Raw genomic sequence first — 23,919 nt, 5'->3', positions numbered from 1 at the left:
AAATTGTGGATTCGTTACGCTGGTTCTCCATACAACAACGGTTCCGGAGACCTGCGCGCAGTATAAGTGCTTCACAAACTTATTACAATTACCACACAACTTGTGTGCCCGACATTTGCCTCGAACAGTGAGAAGGATCACTATTTAATACATCCGATGCAAAAATGATTATCATTTTTGACACACGCACAACATTTTCATTACATTTACTGCATAATTTTAATGTTTATGTTTTTTTTGTGCGCAAACACGCTTCCAGAAACCTCAAACTTATGTAAAAGTGTTGTCAGTACTAATTCTAAGTGCATTGCATAAAAAAGCACCTAAAAAAACATAACATCAAAAGCTCCTTAACATAAGTGACACACTATAGACCTAGATATGACGGGCATTAAGTAAAACTCGGCTGGGTACCTTACATCAACTATAGTTTCACTATCGAAGTGCATCTTTATGAAGATACCCTCGACTTTGTTAGGAGACATATAAGCGCTAAGGAGATTATAAATGGCTGATAACAAAGCTAAGCTAACGATTGCTGAAACATCTGTAGACTTGGACGTTCTATCCCCTACACTCGGTTCCAAAGTTATTGATATTCGTACTCTCGGCTCCAAAGGTTATTACACCTATGATCCTGGCTTTACCTCAACCGCCTCTTGTGAGTCAAAAATCACTTTTATTGATGGTGATAACGGTATCTTACTTCACCGTGGTTTCCCTATCGGGCAATTAGCGACTGAATCAACATACTTGGAAGTCTGTTATATCCTGCTGTACGGTGAAGCACCGACACAGGAGCAATACGATAAATTTAAAACCACAGTGACGCGTCACACCATGATCCATGAACAAATTACCCGACTGTTCAATGGGTTCCGTCGTGATTCACACCCAATGGCCGTGCTGTGTGGTGTTACAGGTGCTTTAGCTGCGTTCTATCACGATGCATTGGATGTCAGTAATCCGGTTCACCGTGATATTACGGCTTACCGCCTGCTCTCTAAAATGCCAACAGTGGCAGCGATGTGTTACAAATATTCGATTGGTCAACCTTTCGTTTATCCAAGAAATGACCTCTCCTATGCAGGTAACTTCTTGCATATGATGTTTGCAACACCATGCGAAGAGTATATTGTTAACCCAGTACTTGAACGCGCAATGGATAGAATTTTCATCCTTCACGCAGATCACGAGCAAAATGCATCAACATCTACAGTACGTACTGCAGGCTCTTCAGGTGCAAACCCATTTGCATGTATCGCAGCAGGTATCGCGTCACTTTGGGGACCCGCTCACGGTGGTGCTAACGAAGCTTGTCTACGTATGCTGGAAGAGATCAAAACGGTTGAACACATTCCTGAATTTATTAAACGAGCAAAAGATAAAAATGACTCCTTCCGTTTAATGGGCTTTGGTCACCGTGTTTACAAAAACTACGATCCTCGAGCAACAGTAATGCGTGAGACCTGTCATGAAGTGTTAAAAGAATTAAACCTCAATGACAGCTTGCTTGAAGTGGCGATGGAATTAGAACGTATTGCGCTAAACGATCCGTATTTTATTGAGAAAAAACTGTATCCTAACGTTGATTTCTACTCTGGTATTATCCTGAAAGCATTAGGTATTCCATCCAATATGTTTACGGTTATTTTTGCGATTGCACGTACAATTGGCTGGATTGCTCACTGGAATGAAATGCACGAAGATGGTCTGAAAATTGCGCGTCCTCGTCAGCTTTATACTGGTTATGATGAGCGCGATTTTAAAAGTGAAATTAAAAAGAAATAATTGATTTTTTTATTAATTATCCTTGTTAAGCCCCGATTAAATCGGGGCTTTATGTTTTAAAGTTATCGATAAAATCGATCAGCTTTTCAAATATTCTTGTGGTGTCTGACCTGTCATTTTCTTAAAAAAGGTAATAAAGGCGCTGTCACTGGCAAATCCTAATATCTGACTAATATCTATATAACGATGATGAGTAGCTAATAATTCAATGGCTTTCATTAATCGCCACTGTTGACGCCATTGCTGATAACTTAAGCCTGTTTCTTTGTAAAATAAGCGTGTAATCGTTTTCTCACTCGCTCCCACATACTTTGCCATTTCTTGTAACGGTGGCGGCAAATCATCAAATGATAAACGTTTTAATCGCCTATCTTTCGGCATAAATAAATGATTAGGTTGTCGTTGAGCCTGCGTGATTTCATCAAAGAAAACCGCCAATAAATTGGCGTAGCGTCCTTCTTCCCATTGTGTATCAAAATCAGCTACAGAAATACGCTCAAGAATTTCTCGTAAAAGAGGAGAAAGCGTAAATATCTCACTCTCACTTGGAAATTTATCATGATATTTATCGGAAATATAAACAGAGCGATATCCCACAGAGGCATACATTTCGACTCGATGTTCCAATTTTGCGGGGATCCACGCAATTCTCATAGGGGGTAAAACAGAAACCCGAGAGGCCAAAGTAATTCGCATACATCCTGACTGCGTAAATAATAATTGTCCTCTATCATGAGAATGAAATCCTGAATCGTGCTTTCCCATTTCTGCTGCAATACCCACAACTGATGCAAGATGCTCTTCTGGCACAAAGTGGTCGTATTGATTAAGCCAAGCCATCACTTGTCCTATTTGAAAAATAATATGTCTTTATGTTTATAACAAGACATTCATTATCTCTGTATTCTGCTCATCAAGATTTAAGGATGTAGGATAAAAAGATGAACAAAAAACTCTCTTTATGGTTAGCAATTGCGTTAATGATGTTTCCACAAATTGCAGAAACCATTTATAGCCCAGCACTTACTGATATTGCAAACGGCTTTCATGTCAATGCAAACGAGGCTGGACAAACACTTTCGCTCTATTTCTTTGCATTTGCATTGGGGGTCATTATATGGGGTCGGTTATGTGATGTCATTGGTCGTCGTCCGACAATGTTAGCTGGGTTGTTTATTTATTCTATTGCTTGTCTTGGTGTTTTCATGACACAAGATTTTTCAGTCTTACTTGGATTGCGCATGCTTTCCGCTTTTGGTGCTGCGGTAGGCTCAGTAGGCACACAAACCATTATGCGTGATGTCTATAGTGGCGATGAGTTAGCAAAAGTATTCTCAGTTATGGGAGCCGCTATCGCATTAAGCCCGGCAATAGGTATGTTAAGTGGTTCATTATTAGTGAGTTATGCCGGCTACCAAGGCGTATTTAGTGGCCTAGCCCTTCTTGCCTTGATTTTACTGTTATGGAGTGCTTTTGCTTTACCTGAAAGTCGCCCTGAAGCAATAAAAACAGCCCCATTAGGAGAAACGGCAATAAAAATGCTTAAGGATAAGCAAATTGCTAAAACTGTATTATTAATTGCCTTTTTTAATATCAGCCTTTTTGCTTATTATCAGTTAGCACCTTTTATGTTTGATAAACAAGGTTATAGTGCAAGCACCTTTGGATATAGTGGCATTGTGTTAGCAATAGGTGTCGGTATTGGCTCTTATATTAATAAAGCATTATTAAATCATCATTGGTCATGTGGAAAATTAGTTTTACTTGCCAGCTTTATTGCATTAGTGAGTGCTGCGGGTGTTTATTTTTTACGTGATCACATTAGCTTTATTATCCCAATGATGACGAGTGTTATTGCTTATGGCATTGCTATTCCAAATATCTTAGCCACAGCATTAGCACAATATAAAGATCGTTTAGGCACTGCGGGGGCATTATTAGGCTTGTTCTACTATTTGTTAATTGGTGGCGGGCTCGCACTTGCAGGATGGGGACAAGATTTAGCCATCACCTTACTGATTTGTAGCCTCGGCTCCTTGTTGTTGTCTTTCTCTCGCCAAACAACTAAATAATAATTTATCCCGTATCCCTAAAAGGTACGGGATTTTCTCTTACAATTGATCTTATTTTCCGCTGTTATTTTTTTAATCAATTTAGCTAAGTGTTAACGCTTATTTTGTTAAACAGACAATTCTTAAATTTTTCAAATACCACAAAAAATGCCTTTATTATCACTTCTTCATTTTCAGCACTTTTTCCTGATATAACGTTTTATATATTGCAGAATTGAATATTAATAAAGCTAGGTTAGCTTTTTTAGCGTTTACATCTATAAATTTAACAAATGATATACCTTACTTTCGTTTCCAACAATGATAATCAAATTGTTCGTTTCGCTATTTCATGGTAAAAAAAACTGTTTATCCATACATAGCTTAAGGAACTGGCGTGATAAAAAAAATCTTAGACATTTTCCCTATTTTTGGGAAAAAAGACGTCGATATTACTGAGAAATATCTCCAAGAATCTCTTGTACTACTTGCTATATTTGATGAAGGATTACCTAAACGTGCATTAGATTATGTACTTACAGGCAAAAACCCTGAAATTCTTTTTGAGTTAAATAAACTGGATGCAGCAAAAGCAGCCGTTTATTTTCATCGTGCAGGAACATTAGAATGGTGGTATGCCAGTAATATTGATACAGGAAAATATAGTAAAGTTATCACCCAAGGCCTTAATGCCCGCCATAAGCTTTACTCTAAAGTTGGCGAAAGCTTTTCCTTAGAACAAGTCGCTCGTTATGCAAAAGTCATTGCAGCCGCATGTCAAGATATCAATATCAAAGTGACAACAACTGAAGTGCCAACTTGGGTTATTTACCTGTTAGTTGATGCGTTTTACACTACTTATGATAATGCACGTAATCTTAATTTAGAGCATCGTAAACATTGGAGTATGGAATTTATCGCTAATATGGTCGAAGCAGAGGCCAATATTGCAGGCGAAAATGCATTATTCGCACTATTTGATAGAAAAGATATCTCTGAATATTATGCTTCTAATCTTAAGCGTATTTATGAACTTCATGATTTAAAAGATTATCTACTTTCACATCAAGAATTTATTAGAACAGAATTAATTGAAAAACTATCAGCAAATGGTTTAGTTGAGCTCATTAACTATCTAAATAAAAATACGATATTACGCGATACTTTTGCAGATATTATTGTTTTACTTGCCACCAGTAACTTAAAAACCGTTAAGAAAACCGCAGAGCCAATTTTAAATACCTTACCGGCTGAAATTGTAAAAGAAAATTTAACCCATGTTTTAATGAATGGTACACCAAAACAACGTACACAAGCGGCTGATTTATTTGCTCGCCAAGGTGAAAACCGTGATGTACTTGAAGAAGCGTTAAAACATGAAACCTCAAAAGCAGTCATCAAAAGTATTGAAAGTGCCCTACAACGCTTTAGCGTTGCTGATAATGCAAACACTGTTGATGCCATCGAAGCCCCTGATTTTACGCCATTAGAAGATACACCATTACCCGATAGTGCCCGTGATATGATGGTCAATAACTTCAATGAAATGTTAGCTAAAGCGAAAGAAAATGCTGAACGCGAAATTGAAGAAAATAAAACATCGAAGCACTCTTATAATTGGGCACAACGTCATTATAAAGATTTATCTAAGATTGATGAAAAACAATGTCGTGCATTAGTTGATAAACTCAACAGTGGGCAAGGCACTATTCAGTCGAATGAGATCCAAATTATTAAACACAAAAATCGTATTCCTAATTTGCCAGAATACACATTCTTTCATGCTGTGCGTGTGATAACCAACAACCGCCAACATGCCGATCACTTCTCCTCTCACTACTTTAATGGTGATATTCCTGAGCGTTTATTTAGTGATATTGAATTACGACAAGTTGAAAATGTATTAGAAAGATGTGGCTTCAAACGTGCAGCCCGTGTCACAGCGGCACTATGCTTAGAATCCTATCAAGATGGTTTACGCCGTTTTCGTAAACCAGAACAAATTTGGCCTTTCTTCTCTCAACATACTGATTATATTGCAGAAGCCCTAAACTTAATGCCAAACCAAAGTGAACATCGTTATCGTCAATTTGAAACATCACAAGGTATAGAAGTATTAGGTCGTTTCCCAACCATTCCTGCACAATTTGTTCCGCGCATCATGGAATTGGCATTAGGCGAAAATAAAACACACCGCGTTTCTGCACAAAAATTATTAGAAACTCTGCCTAATATTCATTTAAGTGCACAAGAAGGATTAACCTCAAGTAAACAAGAGATCCGTGTTACAGCCATTGAATGGCTAGCTCGCTTAAATAATCCGGATTCCTTACCTGCGCTTAATGCCTTATTGAAAAAAGAGAAACGCGAAGTAGTGCGAGCTTCTTTACTCACTGCATTAGAGCAATTAGGTGAAGACATTTCGAGCTATTTATCACCAAAAACATTATTAGCAGAAGCTGAAAAAGGCCTTAAAGCCAAAGTACCAGCAAGCCTTGCTTGGTTTAATTTTGAGGCAATTCCTGCACTCACATGGGAAAATAAAAAAGCGGTTGATCCCGCGATTATTCGTTGGTGGATTATTCTGGCAGTAAAATTAAAAATGCCAGGAGGCAACGCGCTATTACAACGTTATATCGGCCTGCTTTCTACAGATAGCCAACATAAACTTTCTAGCTTTATTCTGCATACCTTCGTTGCTCAGGATATTAAAGGGCCATCACTGGAAGAAGCAATGGTAGAAGCGCAACGTGAAGCACCGGGACGTTTAAGCAATTATCAAAACTGGGCGAAGCGTTATCCTGAATATTACGCTAAATATGAAAACTACACTTTAGAGCAAGTAATTGAAGAGATTAAAAACGAGGTATTACGTCGTTATTTAGGCTCTGCAATCAGTGATAAAGGTATGTTAGCGCTTATCTGTGGGATTGAAGGTCATGTTGCGGTATCTGTACTACGCAACTATATGCGCGATCATTATCAGCGTCGTGCACAAATTGAAGCGATGATTGATGCGGTTGCTTCAAGCAATGATCCTATTATCATCCAACTTCTTCTTTCGTTATCTCGTCGCTATCGCACTGCATCTGTTCAGGAAAAAGCCCGTCATTTAGTTACGCAAATCGCAGAGCGTAATGGCTGGAGTGCAGATGAATTAGCCGATAGAACTATTCCAACCGCAGGTTTTGATGATACCGGAACATTAGTGCTGGAATATGGTGAACGTATTTTCACTGCAAAAATGGATGCAAAACAAAAACTTGTTCTATTTAATCCAGAAGGAAAAGAAGTTAAAGCGTTACCTGCTGCGCGCAAAAATGATGATGCGGAGCTGATTAAGGAAGCGAAAAAACTTTTCACTTCAAGTAAAAAAGAACTTAAACAAGTTATTGAATTACAAAGTGTGCGTTTATATGAAGCCATGTGTGCTCAACGTCAATGGTTAAGTGCAGATTGGCAAGAATATATTTTAGCTCACCCAATTATGCATAAATTAATTGAACAATTAGTTTGGCAGGAAGTTAAAAATGGCGAAGTGATCAATACGTTCCGCCCTTCTGATGACGGCGCATTGCTTAACCTTGAAGATGACGAAGTCACTTTACAAAACGACTCATTTATTCAATTAGCCCACGCGGCATTAGTTAATGAAGATGAACGCAAAGCATGGATTGCTCATTTTAAAGATTACAAAGTGAAGTTCTTATTCTCACAAATGGAACATAAGATCCCAGAGTTAGATCTAACGCAAACAGAAGTTGAAGACCGAAAAGGCTGGATCACAGACACTTTCACTTTACGCGGTATTTTAACCAAAATGGGTTATCAGCGTGGCCCAGCAGAAGATGGAGGTTCGTTCTCCCACTATTACAAATTCTTCTCTAGTTTAAACTACTACGTCAACATCGGTTTCAGTGGTAGCTATGTGCCAGAGGAAAACATTCCTGCTGTCTTATTTGATTTGAGCTTTGAGAAAAATCAGCAAAATTACTGGGATCGCAATAATGTTGAGCTAAAAGAAGTTCCGCCAATTTTATTAGCTGAAAGCTATGCTGATTATCTAAAAATCGCTGAAGCTTGTGCAGGATTTGATCCTGAATGGGAAAAGAAAACACCTTGGTAATAATTAGGGATAACTAGGAAAGAATATGGCTAAAAAAGCACCCGCAGATCAACAAGTAATCAGGGAAAGTGCTGAGGTTCGATTTGCTCAAGAGTTAGAGTGTTTAACAAAAGCAGATGTTAATAATCCTAAACCACAAGGATGGCTTCGCTCTCCTCGTGCTGTACGCCAATTTATTTTAGGTGATGATGCATTAGGCATCACACCTAAATTTTTCGGTGACGATGCCTTGGTTGATCGCGCGATTGTCACATTATTAGGCAAGCAAGGTTTAATGCTAGTGGGTGAACCAGGTACAGCAAAATCAATGCTCTCAGAGCTTTTTGCTGCCGCCATCAGCGGTGATTCAGGATTAACTATTCAAGGCACTGCGGGCACTACAGAAGATCACATCAAGTACTCATGGAACTATGCGTTGTTATTAGCAGAAGGCCCAACAGAGCGCGCTTTAGTGGGATCACCGCTTTATCAAGGTATGTTGCAAGGTAAAATTGTTCGCTTTGAAGAGATAACCCGTTGTCCTCCTGAAATTCAGGACGTACTGGTTTCTTTGATGTCAGAAAAACAGTTAATGATCCCCGAAATGGGTGATGGTGCGCGTATTAGTGCAAAACCTGGGTTTAACCTTATCGGTACCGCAAACTTACGCGATCGTGGTGTTCATGAAATGTCAGCCGCATTAAAGCGCCGTTTTAACTTTGAAACCGTAAAACCTATTCGTGATCCGGCATTTGAAATTAGCTTGATCCAATCACAGCTTGAAAATGAATTAGGCTCTTTAGCTAATGAAGTGACGGTGCCTGCTGACGTAGTGGAATTGCTGGTAACCACATTCCAAGAATTACGTTCAGGTAATACACAAGATGGCGGCAATATCAAAACGCCTGATGCAGTTATGTCAACCGCAGAAGCTGTAAACATTGCTTATGCTTGCGCCTTAGAAGCGCATTATTTAGGTGATGGAGTGATGAATGCTGGTGCAATTGCACGCCAATTAATCGGTGTTGTATTAAAAGACAATGCTGATGATATCAAGCGTATTCGTTATTACATGGACAATGTAGCCAGAGAAAGAGCCAGAAACAGTAAAGAGTGGAAAGCGTTCTTTGATGCATCAAAAGAGTTTTGGCAATAACACGCTGAGATTAATTGCTACACAATAAATACATTATTTATCAATTAAAGGCAGAGTTAACTCACTCTGCCTTTTCACCCAGAAAAGGGATCGACACGGTGATGCTACCTTCAATACCTTTGCCAGAAAGAATTGACCAAGCACGACTGAAATGGACGTCGTTACAGCAACAACATCTCTATTTTGCCCCAGTACGCCATCACAGCCCCGCTTGTGCTTATGCGGTTTTATCACTAATTGATTCGGTAAAGCCTGACTATATATTAATTGAAGGCCCTGATACCTTTAATTCTCTTATTCCAAGCCTGACTGATAAAGACACCCTGCCTCCCGTGGCTATTATGGGGCAAGCAGAATATTTGCATAATGATGGTAACCAAGAAGGGCGTGAGAAATCACTGCACTCTGCCTATTTTCCATTTTGTGAATATTCTCCTGAATGGCAAGCATTGCGAGGTGGTTTACGCATCAATGCAAAAACACGCTTTATCGATTTGCCATGGGCAGCTCAGGTTAATAACGAAGAGTATAGTGATTCACAAAGTCGTAGCTTACAAAAAGAACGTTATTTAGCCCATAGCCAGTTTATTGCACAATTAGCCAAAAAATGTCATTGCCGTGATCATGATGATGTTTGGGAGCATCTTTTTGAGCTACGCAACATTGAAGCTTTAGCTGATTGGCAAACCCTCTTTAATGATACCTTTATTTGGTGTGCACTTGCGCGCCTTGATTATGAGCCAGAAGTACTTGAATCAGAAGGTTCTTCGCAACGTGAAGCTCATATGCTCACTCATATTCAAACCATCAAACAACAAGATCCTAATGCCAAGATTTTAATTGTGACAGGAGGATTTCATACCCTTGCATTAATTGAAGGTCTAGCCAATTCACAATCTCACTCTTTCGCCATTTCTAGCACAGAGCAAAAGCAATTCACTAAAATGCAAAGAATGGCCGAAAAAGAACAAGCTTGGCTTATTCGCTACAGTTTTGACCGATTAGATGCACTTAATGGCTATGCTTCTGGTATGCCATCTCCGGCTTTTTATCAACAAGTTTGGCAAAGTTTAATGCAACAACATTATGATAAATTAGAAAATAATGCTCTTGCTAAACAACCTACCCAAATTTATCGCAATAAAATGGGGATCGCATTTTTAAGCTCAGTGGCTCAATCTATTAGAGAAAAACAATTTGATAATCCACCTAGCTATTTAGCCGTAAAACTGGCTGCCGAGCAAAGTTTACGCCTTGCTTTACTGAGAGATCACGCTGGTATGGGTCGTTATGATTTGCTTGATGGTTTACAAAGTGCCTTTATTAAGGGCAGTTTAGATGATAGCCAAAGCGAGTTATGGACAGAAATTAAAACCTGTTTTTCAGGCTATCTTTTAGGCAAAATTCCATTAGGTACGGCAACGCCTCCTTTAGTCAATGAAACCTATGAGCGTGCTAGAGCGTTTCGCTTCAAACTGGATGATACATTAGCAAAAACCACTAAGTGTGATGTTTACCGCAACCCGCAACATCGCTTAAGAAGTCGTTTTTTACATTTACTGGCTTTCTTAGAAATTCACTTTGCACATCGAATCAATGGCCCTGACTTTCTTTCTGGTCATCAATTGGATTTATTATTTGAAGAGTGGCAGTACGCTTGGACACCTAATGTGGAAGGCGAGCTGATTTCATTATCAGAGAAAGGCTCACAACTTGAAGCTATCGCCTTAACTAAGTTGTTATCGATGGAAAAACAGCTTGAGGAGCAAGGGCAAAGCCGTTCAAGTCAAAGTGCCGTCACGTTATTAACACAAGCGGCATTAATTGGCCTCCACCAGCGCATTCCATCACTCTTTAAACTGTTAGATAGCTATATTCAGCAAGATTTTCGTCTTGAGTCATTAACTCAATGTGGACATAAATTGATCCATTTATGGCGAGGTCGCCAATACCTTGATATTACCGATGAGCTTTCACTTGAAAATCGTCTACATCAAGTTATTCCACAAGCTTTCTTTTGTTTAGAACAACTCGCTCAAGGTGATGAACAACAACAAGAAAGCAATTTACAAGCTTTGCTCTCTTTACGTGAACTGATTGAATTTATGCCATCACTCAATAATCCACATGATTACAAAAGTGATTTCTATCAGCAACTCAATCGCCTTGATGGTCAACTAGATGCAGTTCCTTTATTAAAAGGTGCTGTTGATGCATTGCGCTATTTAGGCTCATATATTGATGAAACCACGCTGACAAACGCATTAAATGCCACGTTTAGTACAGGAAGTTTGCCTGAACAAGCTATTGGTTATTTTGTCGGGATGATGCGCACAGCACCAGAGCTTGTGATCCGCTTACCTTTATTGGTTGATCACTTAAATACCTTGTTACAACAATGGGATGAAGAACGTTTTATTCAGATCTTGCCTGATCTGCGTTTTGCATTTAGCCAACTTAATCCCAAGCAAAATGCAGAGCTTGCACAATATATTGCCAACGATATTGGTTTAGATACACAAGCGTTATCATTATGGCAGTCAGAATTTAGTGCTAAACAGATGCTTGAAGCCACTAAACTCAATCAAAAACTGCAACAGCGTATAACGGAACAAGGCATGATTTCTTGGTTTGATACTAAGAAAACAGAGAAAGGAGACAATGCCCATGAGTCAGCATAATGACGATATGCCTGAAGATAAAATACAACAAGCAAAACGCTGGCGCCTGATTTTAGGTCAATATGCTGATGATGCTCTTGGGCAAGCAACGTTTAATGCTGATGATTTAAAAGTTGAACGCACACTCGACTTTCTCTATCGCCGAGAATATCAGCGCCGAGGGCTTCGTCAAGAACGAGGACGTCATGGCTCACTCGATGCATCGCAACTTACTGCGGTAAACTGGTTAAATCAAGCACGTAAGCTATTCCCTAATAGCACCTTTGAACGTATGCAATCACAAGCTATTGAACGTTATCAAATCAGTAGCTTTCTTAAAGATCCCAATACGTTAAAAGCAATGGAGCCCACAAAAGTGTTAGCCAAAACACTATTAAGCTTACGTGGACGAATGAGCGACGAAACACGAGATGCGGTTAAAACTATTATTCGCAAAGTGGTTGAAGATATTTTACGTCAAATTCGTAATAATTTTCGCCAATCGTTAACAGGTCGTCGTAACCGTTTTAGACGCTCTTTAGTCCCCAATAGTCGTAACTTTGATTGGCGTGCAACTATCGCGGCGAATTTAAAACATTACGATACTCAAAATCGCCGTTTAGTGATTGAAACACCTTATTTTAACTCACGGATGCAACAGCATTTTCCGTGGGATGTGATTCTTTGTGTTGACCAAAGTGCGTCAATGTCTAGTTCCATTATGTATGCGGCTGTTTGTGCCAGTATTTTAGCTTCATTGCCTGCCGTTAATGTCTCTTTAGTGGTTTTTGATACTCAAGTTGTCGATTTATCTCATCTAGCAGACGATCCTGTTGAGGTTTTAATGACCGTACAATTAGGAGGCGGTACTGATATTGCTGGTGCAATGCAATACTGTGAAAGTTTAGTCAAAAACCCTAAACGTACCGTTATTTCACTAATCAGTGACTTTGAAGAAGGTGGCTCATTAAACCGCTTATTAGATTGCACACAACGTCTTAATAGCCAACAAGTTAAATTATTAGGGCTTGCTGCACTTGATGATGAAGCTCAACCTGTTTATGACTCTGCGATTGCACAAAAACTCGCGGACAGAGGTATGCAAGTTGCCGCTTTAACACCAGAACATTTCGCGCAATGGCTAGCAGAGGTAATGCAATGAGTTGGCAAACCGTTTACTTTCATTACGATGAAGATGCGCTCACTGTATTTGCTAATGCAGGATTATTAAGACGCGCAAGAAAAGATGTTGATAACGAAAAAGTATCTCTCACTGATGCCAATACAGGGCAATTCAGTAGTGATGGACAAAATGTTGTTTTACACGAAGCGGGTATTCAACAAGCCAGTTGCGATTGTTCTGCATCTGGTTGCTGTAAACATATTTTAGCCGCCATTTTATGGCTCCAAGCTAATAATAGTGCTGATAATTCAAATAACGATAATAGTGGTGAAATATCATTAGAAGTCATTACTGAGCCTGTTGAAATCGCCCCTCTGCTACCCACATTATTTGCTCTTGATCCAGAAGCATTAATCAAAAAAGCGGGTAAACCAGCCTGTCGAGCAGCAATTAAATTAATTGAGCAATGGGAAAATATAACATTCAATCTAGAAGACACAGGAACTCAGTTAAAAATTCAACTTCCTGATGTGAATGAACCTGTTATTTTCTTACAAGCGAGTGGTTACGATGGCATATTATCGCCATTTTCTGACTCACAGAAAAAAGCCTTTCATCTCGCTATCGTGGCTAAATTATTTGAACAACATGCTCAACCATGGACATGGCCTGAAGATTTAATGACGGTGCAATCTTCTAAACGTCCTCTGAATGATGAAGAAATAGCTCTAATTAATACCATTGAACAATTTATTTATGATTTATTACGTCAAGGGCTATCACATATTAGCTTAAGCAGTGCCACACAGTTGCATTTATTAAATATGTCCGCTCGAGCGGAAGGTTTACCTCGTTTAGCGTCTTATTTAAGAACATTAAGCACTCAAGTCAAACTGTTGGCAGAAAGACACTTCACCATGGATGAAAGCAATGTCTTGCGTTTATTAGCCCATATTTCTGCCTATTTATTCCAATTATCTAATGCGACACCAGAACAGTTAAAAGTGTTACGAGGGCAACTTCGTCGTCAATATGATGATAAAAAAAATAGCCTTTCTCTTATTCCAGTTGGTGCAAATTGGTGGACAGCACAAAGTGGCGCATTAGGAGCAACGTTTACCTTTTGGGATAGCGAAGAAAAACAGCTATTACAAGCGACACAAGCGCGCCCTAATCAGCTCGATACCTTGTTTAATCGTTATGGTGTTTGGAACAGTTTGTCATTATGGAAACAAACTGCGGATAAATTAATGCGTCGTCCTTTTTTATTACAAGATCCTCGTATTTCTGATGAAGGAAAACTCGCCACTATTGGTGATAGCTTTGCTCAAAATCAAGCAGATTTTCTTGATATGACGGACTATAACAATTTACAAACTGAGCTAGGCATCAATAATTGGCAAGATTTACCTGATTACTTTGCCCATCAAACAGAAGGGTTTCTTTCCCCTCTTGTTTTGCATATCAAAAACTATAAACCTTTAATTTGGTATGAGGTTGAGCAATGCGTCATTTGGGAAGTATCAGATAATCATGAAAATTCAGCATTCTTGCGTCTCTATTGGGAAGGAACAACACAAAATAATCTAGAAGAGTTGCGCTTTCTTACCAAAAAAGAGTTAGAAATTGTCGCCATCACGGTGCAACCCGTTCGGCGTGATCTCAATATAGACTTGTTACCAACGACTATTTGGATCAAAACAGAAAAAGGCATTGAACTGTTTTATCTCGATTTTGACCAATTTCCACGTAAGAAAAAACAATCAGGCTTTATTAGCCGTATTCAAGAATATATGGCTAAACGTAAGCAACAAACAGCAATGCATCACAGTGAACCGACATTAGCACAAAAGTTCTGTCGCCCTATTTTGTCTGTATTAGAAACCCAAGCATGTACCGGACGGGAATTACTCTCAGAAATGCAAAAAGAGCAATTAGAAATAAGCAAACACACCGCAGACGATTTAGGGATGACATTAATAGCTGATCAATTAGCTTATTATTTGGCATTAACTTCCCGTGACTCACGGGCGTTATTACAGTTAATTTGGCTATGCGATAATCTGCAACAATTGCAGATCCCGTTACCTATTCAACTTAACGAGTAATTGATATTAGCGAAAAAAGCTATCTCTCTTTAATTTGGGAGATAGCTTTTAAGATAAGAATAAATGGGTTTATGCTGGATTATCAATATCAACAAATGTCACGTCGAAGTGATGTGTTTGAGCAAGCCATTCACCTAATGCTTTAATACCATAACGCTCTGTCGCATGGTGCCCAGCGGCAAAGAAATGAACGCCCATTTCTCTTGCAATATGAATAGTCTGTTCTGAAACTTCACCTGTTACAAAGGCATCCACACCTTGCTCTGCGGCATCTTGAATAAAGCCTTGTCCGCCCCCCGTACACCACGCAATACTGCGAATAGCGTCAGGTGCATTATCACCACAATGCAATACATTGCGTTGTAACGCTTTTTCTAAACGTGCTTTTAATTCAAGCGGTGTTAAAGGTAAATCAAACACGCCTTTAGGCACTAACGGTAATATTTCACCTTCAACTTTAACGCCCATTTTTAACGCTAATTGAGCATTGTTCCCTAAGATTGGGTGCGCATCTAACGGCAAATGATAACCAAAAAGATTAATGTCATTGCAAAGTAATGTCTTTAAGCGATTACGCTTCATTGAACGAATAACAACAGGTTCGTTTTTCCAAAAGTAACCATGATGTACTAAAATGGCATCAGCGTTTAATCGCACAGCCTCATCAAGTAATGCTTGGCTTGCCGTTACACCCGTTACTATTTTTTGAATATGAGGACGTCCTTCAACTTGAAGTCCATTAGGTGCATAATCTTGAAAGTTCTCAATGCTTAACTTTTCATTAATCACCAATTCCAGATCAGTATTCTTCATTTTATTTATTTCCCTGTTATCACGAATGCCACTATTTATATAACAATAAGATAAATAGCATTAGGTTAATAGCCTTCGTTTAAATGACTTATTACTGCTTATTGTAACGTAAAAATTAAAGATTATTTGAAGATAAGGAAAAACAAGAAGGTCACACGGGAAAGTACTTAAAGCGGGATGAAAATAACGCCCACATTTGCAGGCGTTATTTTTATATTCTGTTATTTGTGGCTATTTAGTGCCATTTCTGATTTTGCCAACCAAACGGGTTTATCACTTGTTTTAGACCATACACGATGTATATAGCTATAAAATTGTGCACGTTTAGGATGAAAAATCATAACAGGAAATGCCACAACACCTAGCGCAACAGCACCAGAACGACGGGCTAAAACATGTTTTTTTGTATATTCGTTATAAGCTGGCATAGTGCCCTCCTGTATAGAGATTGATTTGATGGTGAAATTTTACCTCATTTGATGAAATTTTACTACTGATCAGACCACTTAATTCGTGCGAAAAATCACCTTTATTTTGCTTGATATGTAATTAAATTTCAGAATGGAAACAAAAAAGAAATATTCAATAAATTTTATTAACAATTGAATAACGATATTTTTACTTATCTTAAATCGTGATAAGTAACACTAGTCATAGGTTACCGAAAAGGTAAAATTATAAATCAGCGAGGAAATGGGAGGAGATATGGAATATTAAAAAATACAAGTTTACTGCGAAACAAGACAAATTTAGCAGAAAAAGGAAAGGTTAAAGATATTATATATCTATCTAACTCTTTAAATAAATTAGGATTTTTATTAATAGCGATAAACACTTTTGCTCTAATTTATCATTATAAAATGTACACACATAGCGTTTAAGATTAAATATGAGTTCTTGTGCTACGGAGCGTTTTATTTAAAAAAATCCCTCTATTAAAGAGGGAGGTAATTTTGATTAAAATATTTTGCTTTATTTCTTAACCGTTTTACCTTTGCCACGTAGAGTTTCGGTTAAGCCTTTCAGAAAATACCTTACCAGCTGATCACCGCAATTACGGTAGTTTTTATGTCCTGGTTTACGAAATATCGCGCTAAGTTCTGGCTTAGAAACACGGAAGTCTGCAAGCTCATAAATCTTCAGAATATCCACATCTTTTAATTCAAAAGCGACACGCAGTTTTTTTAGGATAATATTATTTGTGATACGCTTTTCAACTTCAGGTGCTGGGAAGTTTTCATCTTTTCCACGACGATAAAAAATTAGGCCATTTAAAAAATGTCCCATCGCATTATCGTCACACTCGACAAATTCAGGTTCATCGTCTTTTTTCAGCCAACTATTGACTAACTCTTTTGTGACGGTGTAATCGGCTAGTTTCATGATTTCTACAACATGTGCATCACTTAGATCCAGCATGTAACGTACACTGCGTAAAACAAAATTATTTTGCATTATATTGATTATCCACTCTATTTTTAATTCTAAATCAACCTCAATGATGGATATCAATGCTGTGATCTAAAAATATTCAATAATTAAAAAATACACTCTACTTTTAGGTAGAGTGTATTCTATATAACTCGTTTATTGCACTAATTTATTTGTTAGCAAAAACATTATTTACTATTTCAATGGCTTCTTTTTCAATTAATTCACGGTGCTCGGGGCCACGGAAGCTTTCACAGTAAATCTTATAGGCTTCTTCAGTACCAGAAGGACGAGCCGCAAACCAACCGTAATCGGTCATCACTTTTAAGCCACCAATTGACGCGCCATTACCTGAAGCATGTGTTAAACGAGCTGTAATTGGGTCGCCAGCTAATGTGCTAGCAGTCACCATTTCAGGGGATAAACGTGACAACAGTGCTTTTTGTTCATGGGTTGCTGATGCTTGAATACGGTTATAGCTTGGTGAACCAAAACGTTGTGCTAATTCATTGTAATGTTCTTGCGGATCTTTACCTGTTACTGCTTTCATTTCGGCAGCCAGCAGGCATAAAATAATACCGTCTTTATCAGTTGACCATGGTTTACCATTAAAGCGTAAGAAAGATGCACCAGCACTCTCTTCACCACCAAAGCCAAACTCACCATTAAATAAGCCTTGAACAAACCATTTAAAACCAACAGGCACTTCAACTAGCTCACGACCTAAATCTGCCACAACACGGTCAATCATTGCACTTGAAACCAGTGTTTTACCCACTTTTACATCTTTAGCCCATTGTGGACGATGACGGAAAAGATAGTTAACCGCAGCCGCTAAATAGTGGTTAGGATTCATTAAACCAGATGGCGTCACAATACCATGACGATCGTAATCTGGATCGTTAGCAAAGGCTAAGTCAAATTTATCACGCAATTGTAATAAACCTTCCATTGCCCATGGTGATGAACAATCCATACGAATAACGCCATCATGATCGAGCGTCATAAAACGGAATGTCTGATCGACTTGATCGTTAACCAATTCAAGATCAAGACCATAATATTCACCAATGCGTTTCCAATACTCAATACCGGAACCACCTAATGGATCAACACCTAATTTTAAGCCGGCTTTCTTAATGGCTTCCATATCAACAACGTCACCTAACGCTTTGACATAAGGCATAATTAAGTCTTGAGCTTCAATATAACCACTCGCCAATGCTTCATCATACGAAAGACGCTTGATCCCTGCTAAATTATTTTCAAGCAGTTCATTAGCACGTTTTTCAATAACCGAAGTTAAGTCAGTATCAGCAGGCCCACCATTTGATGGGTTATATTTAATACCGCCATCTTCAGGTGGGTTATGTGATGGCGTGATAACAATGCCATCAGCAATATCTTGATGTGCATCGTTGTAAGTCAAAATAGAAAAAGAAACTGCCGGTGTGGGTGTATAGCCATTATTTTCTTGAATAACCACTTTCACTTTATTGGCAGCGAGTACTTCTAAAACAGAAATAAACGCAGGCTCTGACAGTCCATGAGTATCTTTACCCACATAACATGGCCCTGTTACTCCATTTTTTGCACGTACTTCAGCAATAGCTTGTGCAATTGCCAAAATATGGGCTTCATTGAAGCTATGGCGATTTGCACTTCCACGATGACCAGATGTACCAAATTTCACACGATGAGCATTATTGCTAACTTGAGGTTTAAGTGAATAGTATTGAGACGTTAATTGCGCCACATTAATCAGATCACTTTGACGAGTATGCTGCCCTGCTCTTGGATGAATTGCCACGAACCTTCTCCTATTAGACATCACAATCACGCTTTAAACAAAAGCCTTTGCAATGCATCAATTAACAATAGTGGTTAGATAGTTCCACACACCTTATCAATCTCATTTGCAGGAAATTGCATATCCTGCATGATGCTTTGTACCATTGTTCTTTTACGCTCTGTGTTCGAGTTAGTAATAACCCAAAACGGCGTACCTGAAATATGGCGCGGTTTTGTATGACGCCCACTATCGAGTAATGTTTGTTCATCACCAGCAAAATAGATGCGTGTTCGTCCATGTACTGTTTCAGCAGATTGAGTAAAAGTAGCACTATCTAGGCTATATAACGTAGAAAGGATCTGTAAAAAACGATCAACTGATTTTGTTTTTTCTGCATAGCTGTCAGATAACAACAGTTCTCGCATTTCACGAATCGGATTTTTTGCTGGCGTAATCGATTTAGGTTCAGCTTCCTGTTTCATAACAGGTGCTTGTACTGACTCAGTGACGACGACTGGTTGTACGGGCTGTTTGGCATCAAGCTTCAGTAGACGCCTTAAAATATCTGAAGCGCTTTCACCGATATGCCTAGTTTCGCTAGCAATATAGCGGTAAAGTTCGTCATCAATTTCTATCTTTTTCATTGCTACCCAGTACTGTTTTCAAAAAAAGTAATTAGGATTATAAGATATAATCTTTAAAAACAAAATAGGTAAAATTTCAATAACTTAAAGAAGATCTATTCAAGATCCTACCGTTTGAAAGGCTAAGCTCGGTATTTATCCTATTGTTTATCTTGGTATCATCTTCTATTCTTTGAACTTATTCACACAAAATCAGTTTTAAATTCAAACATATCACACCACCAACCACCAAATAATATAAAATCCTGACTATTTATTTTTTAGCAATGTTAATATTTCAATTTCTTAAATAACTTTAGAGCATATATCTATAAAATATTATTTTATGGATTTTTATAAATTTATCTTATTAATTATTTCTGAGTTTCATTACTCTTTTATATTATTGCGATAAGTTGGCTTAGCATCTTGTGCATGTCATCATAGAAAAAATCGCAATCATTTTGGTCATTAATATGAAACTCAATACATTATTAAATTATCAATTACACCAACCTGAAACTACACCTGCGCCTGCATCTAATTTACCTATCGTCTTGATCCACGGCCTCTTTGGTGACCTCAATAATTTAGGCGTTTTAAGTCGCGCACTTCGTCAAGATAATACCGTGATACAAATTGATGTGCGTAACCATGGACACTCTCCTCATAGCGAAAGTATGAATTATCAAGATATGGCGCAAGATGTACTTGCATTGCTTGATAATTTAGCTATCCCAAAAGCCATTATTATTGGGCACTCAATGGGAGGCAAAATTGCGATGGCGATGACAGCATTAGCCCCCGAACGTATCGCAAATATTGTTGTGATTGATATGTCTCCTGTTGCTTACAACGTTCGCCGTCATGACAAAATTTTTGCTGCGCTTGAAGCCGTAACAGAAGCTCAAGCCACACGTCGTCAAGATGCTATGGAAATCATGCGCCCTTTTATTGAAGAGGAAGGTGTGATCCAGTTTTTACTCAAATCATTCAAAAATGGTCAGTGGCTATTTAATTTACCTGCAATAAAAAATGCTTATTCAGACATTATTGGCTGGCAAGAGGTGCCTGCTTGGCATCATCCTGTATTATTTATTCGTGGCGGTTTATCACCTTATATTTTAGATGAGTATCGTGAAAATATAGCTCGCCAATTTCCTCTCGCAACCGCCTTTGTTGTCGCAAACACAGGGCATTGGGTGCATTCAGAAAAACCCGATACCGTTATTAAGGCCATTCGTCGTTTTTTAGAAAAAGCTTAATTAATAAACGTTATAGCTTAAAATAACGCCACTGAAAAATGAGAATGTCATAGAGTGTATAATTATTGTGCTTAAAAATAGTGTCTGTTGATAAAAAGACCAAATCACAATAGGTTAAATTCAGGAAGCAGTGGCGAGACATCACTATGTGGGGTATTATTGGGCGTTTCGCAATTTAGTCATTGGTATACGCCCTTTCACAGCAAAATTTATGGCAAAAGAACAAACTGATCGCACCACTCTGGATTTGTTCGCAGATGAACGCAGACCTGGGCGACCTAAAACAAACCCGCTTTCTCGGGATGAACAGCTTAGAATTAATAAACGCAATCAATTAAGACGTGATAGAGTCAATGGGTTACGTCGAGTTGAGTTAAAATTAAATGAAGATGCTGTGAATGCTCTCAATGAGTTAGCGACAGAAAGAAACGTCAGTCGTAGTGAACTTATTGAAGAAATATTACTAGAGCAATTGGCGCAAAATCACGCCTTAAAAATGCATCAAAACAAAAATAGCTAGCAGATAAACCACACAAATTCGACAGAATTAGCCTGCTATTTTCGTCAAAATACATTTTTAGTTTTCTATTATGAAAACACAATGCTTATCTTTCACTAGTAATTGTTCAAACACAGACAAATATACTCTAAATATTTTGAAGTGTAGCTAGGTGACAAGTGAATGAGTCACTAGGAACATACAAAAAGTATGTAACTTGTGAGAATAGACGTAGTCAATAACGCTACAATTTGAAATATAACGAATTTAGAATAAAAGAGGTTATCTCACTTTATGGCAATCATAGGAATATTCTTCGGCAGTGATACTGGCAACACAGAAAATATTGCCAAAATGCTTCAAGAAAGACTGGGCGCTGATAATGCCGAAGTTCATGATATTGCAAAATCTAGTCAAGAAGACATCGAAGCGTTCGATATTCTGTTACTAGGTATTCCTACTTGGTATTATGGTGAAGCACAATGTGATTGGGATGATTTTTTCCCAACACTAGAAGATATTGATTTTAATGGTAAGCTTGTTGCACTATTTGGTTGTGGTGACCAAGAGGACTACGCAGAATATTTCTGTGATGCAATGGGTACCATTCGCGATATTATTGAGCCTCGTGGTGCAGTTATCGTCGGACATTGGCCAACTGAAGGCTATCATTTCGAAGCCTCTAAAGGACTTGCTGATGATAATCATTTTATCGGTCTTGCAATTGATGAAGATCGTCAACCAGAATTAACCGAAGAGCGTGTTGACGCTTGGGTTGCTCAAATCAAAGAAGAAATGAGCTTAGACGAAATTCTGGGATAAAATAAATTCTCAATATTGAGAATGATAATTATTCAATGGTGTGCTAAGATAGTGTGATAGGTGGGGTGTTTATTTTTAAATATCATGCCTATAATCAATAAGGTTATTTATTCACCCGAGTATTAATGAATAAAACCTATTTGTGAGCACAAAAATTAAATTCACCATTAGCAACAGGATTAAATCCGCATGACCGACAATAATAAAGCGTTAAAAAATGCTGGGTTAAAAGTTACACTTCCTCGCTTAAAGATCTTGGAAGTGCTCCAGGATCCTGAGTGCCATCATGTCAGTGCTGAAGATCTCTATAAAAAACTCATCGATATCGGTGAAGAGATTGGTCTGGCAACCGTGTATCGCGTCTTAAACCAATTTGACGATGCTGGTATTGTTACCCGTCATAATTTTGAAGGTGGTAAATCAGTATTTGAATTAACTCAACAACACCATCACGATCATTTAATTTGTCTTGATTGTGGTAAAGTTATCGAGTTTACAGATGATGCGATTGAAGTGCGCCAAAGAAACATCGCTGAACGTCATGGTATCAAACTTTCCAATCATAGCCTTTATCTATATGGCCACTGCGCTGAAGGTAATTGTAAAGAAGATAGCCACGCACATGATGAGAAATAATTCATTCTGGATAATCTCTCAGTAAAAAAAAGGAACTGCCAACAGTTCCTTTTTTATTGCCTAAAATCCGAGGATAACTCTACTTAGCTACACTGATGCTGTGTTTAATATGCTTTAAATGAACCACGATAGTAAATGTAACAATGACTAACAATGACCAAGAGCCCCATTTTCCTGCATGTACTGCAGACCAAGCACCCATTTGATTAGGATATTGCCATACACCAAAAAATGTACCGAAATTCTCAGCAAGCCAAATAAAGAAACCTATTAAAACAAAAGCCAATAATAGTGGCATTTTTCGCTCTGTATCATAAGGCGTAAAGTAAACCACACTACGAGCATAAAGACCTAAAATAAAGGCAGTTAAATACCAGCGATAATCGCCGATAAAGTGATGAGAAAAGAAATTAATATAGATAGCGAGCGCAACCAAAGTTGCCATCCAATAAGGTGGATAATGTTCAATTCGTACTTTTAAAAAACGCCATGCTTGAATTAAATAACTTCCTACTGCGGAGTACATAAATCCTGTAAACAAAGGAACTTCCCATAATTTAGTGTAAGCAAAATCAGGGTATTTCCACGATCCAATTGCCGCTGATGTTTTAAATAATTCCATCACAAAACCAACAATGTGGAAAAAACAGATCGCTTTTAATTCATCCCATGTTTCGAGTTTGCCCCATACCATCCATAATTGGAAAGCAATAGCGAGAATAAGTAAAACGTCATAACGAGGTATTCCTAATATTCCTTTACTTGGTGTTGCAAATAAAATAAAAAAGAAAAACCCCGCAAATAAACAAGAACGCGCTTCTTTCACACCAAAAAAAAGAAATTCAACAATAAATCGTTTTATACCTCTAAAGGGCTTCAATGGTGGTTCTAATAAAAAATCATCCAGTCGCTTTAACATGCTTCTTCCTGAAAACGTGCATTATTAAATAGCATTCAATGCAAAATAATAAATTAAGGAGAGATAAAATGAATGAGAAGAAATTTGCCATAGAATGAAAAAACGTACAAGGATGAAAAGAACGA

At 38.1% G+C, this 23,919-nt stretch carries 18 protein-coding genes; 11 read left to right on the top strand and 7 right to left on the bottom strand.

Annotated elements, in window-relative coordinates; translation table 11 throughout:
• The first annotated feature begins 507 nt into the window (after positions 1-507).
• Positions 508-1,791: a citrate synthase gene (locus tag CUB63_RS03455; RefSeq protein WP_072062920.1), complete on the top strand. Its 1,284-nt coding sequence runs from the start codon at positions 508-510 to the stop codon at positions 1,789-1,791.
• 78 nt (positions 1,792-1,869) lie between these two features.
• Here the strand turns inward: CUB63_RS03455 and CUB63_RS03450 are convergent, their stop codons facing one another.
• The gene (locus CUB63_RS03450) at positions 1,870-2,631 is read right to left on the bottom strand and encodes an AraC family transcriptional regulator (RefSeq protein WP_006537667.1); all 762 of its coding nucleotides are present in this window, start codon (positions 2,629-2,631) and stop codon (positions 1,870-1,872) included.
• A gap of 101 nt (positions 2,632-2,732) precedes the next feature.
• Here CUB63_RS03450 and CUB63_RS03445 point away from each other — a divergent pair, with 101 nt between their 5' ends.
• The 6 genes from CUB63_RS03445 to CUB63_RS03420 all read left to right on the top strand — a co-directional run bounded on the left by CUB63_RS03445 (position 2,733) and on the right by CUB63_RS03420 (position 14,994).
• The gene (locus CUB63_RS03445) at positions 2,733-3,863 is read left to right on the top strand and encodes a multidrug effflux MFS transporter (protein ID WP_109847461.1); all 1,131 of its coding nucleotides are present in this window, start codon (positions 2,733-2,735) and stop codon (positions 3,861-3,863) included.
• A gap of 376 nt (positions 3,864-4,239) precedes the next feature.
• On the top strand, positions 4,240-7,968 hold the full coding sequence (locus CUB63_RS03440; protein ID WP_109847460.1) for a DUF4132 domain-containing protein: 3,729 nt from the start codon (positions 4,240-4,242) through the stop codon (positions 7,966-7,968).
• Between the two features lie 25 nt (positions 7,969-7,993).
• Positions 7,994-9,103, top strand: a complete 1,110-nt coding sequence (locus CUB63_RS03435; protein ID WP_006537674.1) for an ATP-binding protein — start codon at positions 7,994-7,996, stop codon at positions 9,101-9,103.
• A gap of 98 nt (positions 9,104-9,201) precedes the next feature.
• Positions 9,202-11,784, top strand: a complete 2,583-nt coding sequence (locus CUB63_RS03430) for a DUF5682 family protein (RefSeq protein ID WP_109847459.1) — start codon at positions 9,202-9,204, stop codon at positions 11,782-11,784.
• Positions 11,771-12,925: a VWA domain-containing protein gene (locus tag CUB63_RS03425; RefSeq protein WP_109847458.1), complete on the top strand. Its 1,155-nt coding sequence runs from the start codon at positions 11,771-11,773 to the stop codon at positions 12,923-12,925. Before CUB63_RS03430 ends, CUB63_RS03425 begins: the two co-directional genes overlap by 14 nt.
• Positions 12,922-14,994, top strand: a complete 2,073-nt coding sequence (locus CUB63_RS03420; RefSeq protein ID WP_109847457.1) for an SWIM zinc finger family protein — start codon at positions 12,922-12,924, stop codon at positions 14,992-14,994. Before CUB63_RS03425 ends, CUB63_RS03420 begins: the two co-directional genes overlap by 4 nt.
• 69 nt (positions 14,995-15,063) lie before the next feature.
• On the opposite strand, the gene CUB63_RS03415 is transcribed toward CUB63_RS03420, so the two are convergent.
• The 5 genes from CUB63_RS03415 to seqA all read right to left on the bottom strand — a co-directional run bounded on the left by CUB63_RS03415 (position 15,064) and on the right by seqA (position 19,674).
• A complete protein-coding gene (locus CUB63_RS03415) occupies positions 15,064-15,807 on the bottom strand; it encodes a type 2 GTP cyclohydrolase I (protein ID WP_072062926.1) in 744 nt (247 codons plus the stop codon).
• Between the two features lie 221 nt (positions 15,808-16,028).
• Entirely contained in the window at positions 16,029-16,235 is a 207-nt protein-coding gene (locus CUB63_RS03410) for a YbfA family protein (RefSeq protein WP_006537681.1), read from the bottom strand.
• A gap of 544 nt (positions 16,236-16,779) precedes the next feature.
• Positions 16,780-17,262 carry a YehS family protein gene (locus CUB63_RS03405; protein WP_109847456.1) on the bottom strand — a complete coding sequence of 161 codons (483 nt, stop codon included), beginning with the start codon at positions 17,260-17,262 and terminating at the stop codon, positions 16,780-16,782.
• Between the two features lie 145 nt (positions 17,263-17,407).
• Positions 17,408-19,048, bottom strand: a complete 1,641-nt coding sequence (gene pgm / locus CUB63_RS03400) for a phosphoglucomutase (alpha-D-glucose-1,6-bisphosphate-dependent) (protein ID WP_109847455.1) — start codon at positions 19,046-19,048, stop codon at positions 17,408-17,410.
• A gap of 74 nt (positions 19,049-19,122) precedes the next feature.
• Entirely contained in the window at positions 19,123-19,674 is a 552-nt protein-coding gene (gene seqA / locus CUB63_RS03395) for a replication initiation negative regulator SeqA (protein WP_109847454.1), read from the bottom strand.
• Positions 19,675-20,129: 455 nt separating this feature from the next.
• Between seqA and ybfF the strand changes: the two genes are divergently transcribed.
• The 4 genes from ybfF (at position 20,130) to fur (ending at position 22,875) form a co-directional block, all read left to right on the top strand.
• Positions 20,130-20,918, top strand: coding sequence for an esterase (gene ybfF, locus CUB63_RS03390; RefSeq protein WP_109847453.1), 789 nt, complete (start codon positions 20,130-20,132; stop codon positions 20,916-20,918).
• 211 nt (positions 20,919-21,129) lie between these two features.
• On the top strand, positions 21,130-21,438 hold the full coding sequence (gene ybfE / locus CUB63_RS03385; RefSeq protein WP_036912278.1) for a LexA regulated protein: 309 nt from the start codon (positions 21,130-21,132) through the stop codon (positions 21,436-21,438).
• Between the two features lie 273 nt (positions 21,439-21,711).
• Complete coding sequence (gene fldA, locus CUB63_RS03380; RefSeq protein WP_004244384.1) at positions 21,712-22,239, top strand: flavodoxin FldA; 528 nt, start codon at positions 21,712-21,714, stop codon at positions 22,237-22,239.
• Between the two features lie 189 nt (positions 22,240-22,428).
• Positions 22,429-22,875, top strand: a complete 447-nt coding sequence (fur, locus tag CUB63_RS03375; protein WP_006537692.1) for a ferric iron uptake transcriptional regulator — start codon at positions 22,429-22,431, stop codon at positions 22,873-22,875.
• Between the two features lie 79 nt (positions 22,876-22,954).
• Here fur and CUB63_RS03370 read toward each other — a convergent pair whose 3' ends face one another.
• Positions 22,955-23,794, bottom strand: a complete 840-nt coding sequence (locus tag CUB63_RS03370) for a DUF817 domain-containing protein (RefSeq protein WP_072062931.1) — start codon at positions 23,792-23,794, stop codon at positions 22,955-22,957.
• Between the last annotated feature and the right edge of the window lie 125 nt (positions 23,795-23,919).

Source organism: Proteus penneri, from assembly GCF_003144535.1.
GTDB lineage: Bacteria > Pseudomonadota > Gammaproteobacteria > Enterobacterales > Enterobacteriaceae > Proteus > Proteus penneri.
Note: the sequence above shows the minus strand (reverse complement) of the source record. Positions and strands in the feature narration are given on the sequence as shown.

Coding starts and splice junctions, on each gene's coding strand:
- CUB63_RS03455 (WP_072062920.1), top strand. CDS start 508: ATGGCTGATAACAAAGCTAAGCTAACGATTGCTGAAACATCTGTAGAC.
- CUB63_RS03450 (WP_006537667.1), bottom strand. CDS start 2,631: ATGGCTTGGCTTAATCAATACGACCACTTTGTGCCAGAAGAGCATCTT.
- CUB63_RS03445 (WP_109847461.1), top strand. CDS start 2,733: ATGAACAAAAAACTCTCTTTATGGTTAGCAATTGCGTTAATGATGTTT.
- CUB63_RS03435 (WP_006537674.1), top strand. CDS start 7,994: ATGGCTAAAAAAGCACCCGCAGATCAACAAGTAATCAGGGAAAGTGCT.
- CUB63_RS03425 (WP_109847458.1), top strand. CDS start 11,771: ATGAGTCAGCATAATGACGATATGCCTGAAGATAAAATACAACAAGCA.
- CUB63_RS03420 (WP_109847457.1), top strand. CDS start 12,922: ATGAGTTGGCAAACCGTTTACTTTCATTACGATGAAGATGCGCTCACT.
- CUB63_RS03415 (WP_072062926.1), bottom strand. CDS start 15,807: ATGAAGAATACTGATCTGGAATTGGTGATTAATGAAAAGTTAAGCATT.
- CUB63_RS03410 (WP_006537681.1), bottom strand. CDS start 16,235: ATGCCAGCTTATAACGAATATACAAAAAAACATGTTTTAGCCCGTCGT.
- CUB63_RS03405 (WP_109847456.1), bottom strand. CDS start 17,262: ATGCAAAATAATTTTGTTTTACGCAGTGTACGTTACATGCTGGATCTA.
- seqA (WP_109847454.1), bottom strand. CDS start 19,674: ATGAAAAAGATAGAAATTGATGACGAACTTTACCGCTATATTGCTAGC.
- ybfF (WP_109847453.1), top strand. CDS start 20,130: ATGAAACTCAATACATTATTAAATTATCAATTACACCAACCTGAAACT.
- ybfE (WP_036912278.1), top strand. CDS start 21,130: ATGGCAAAAGAACAAACTGATCGCACCACTCTGGATTTGTTCGCAGAT.
- fldA (WP_004244384.1), top strand. CDS start 21,712: ATGGCAATCATAGGAATATTCTTCGGCAGTGATACTGGCAACACAGAA.
- fur (WP_006537692.1), top strand. CDS start 22,429: ATGACCGACAATAATAAAGCGTTAAAAAATGCTGGGTTAAAAGTTACA.
- CUB63_RS03370 (WP_072062931.1), bottom strand. CDS start 23,794: ATGTTAAAGCGACTGGATGATTTTTTATTAGAACCACCATTGAAGCCC.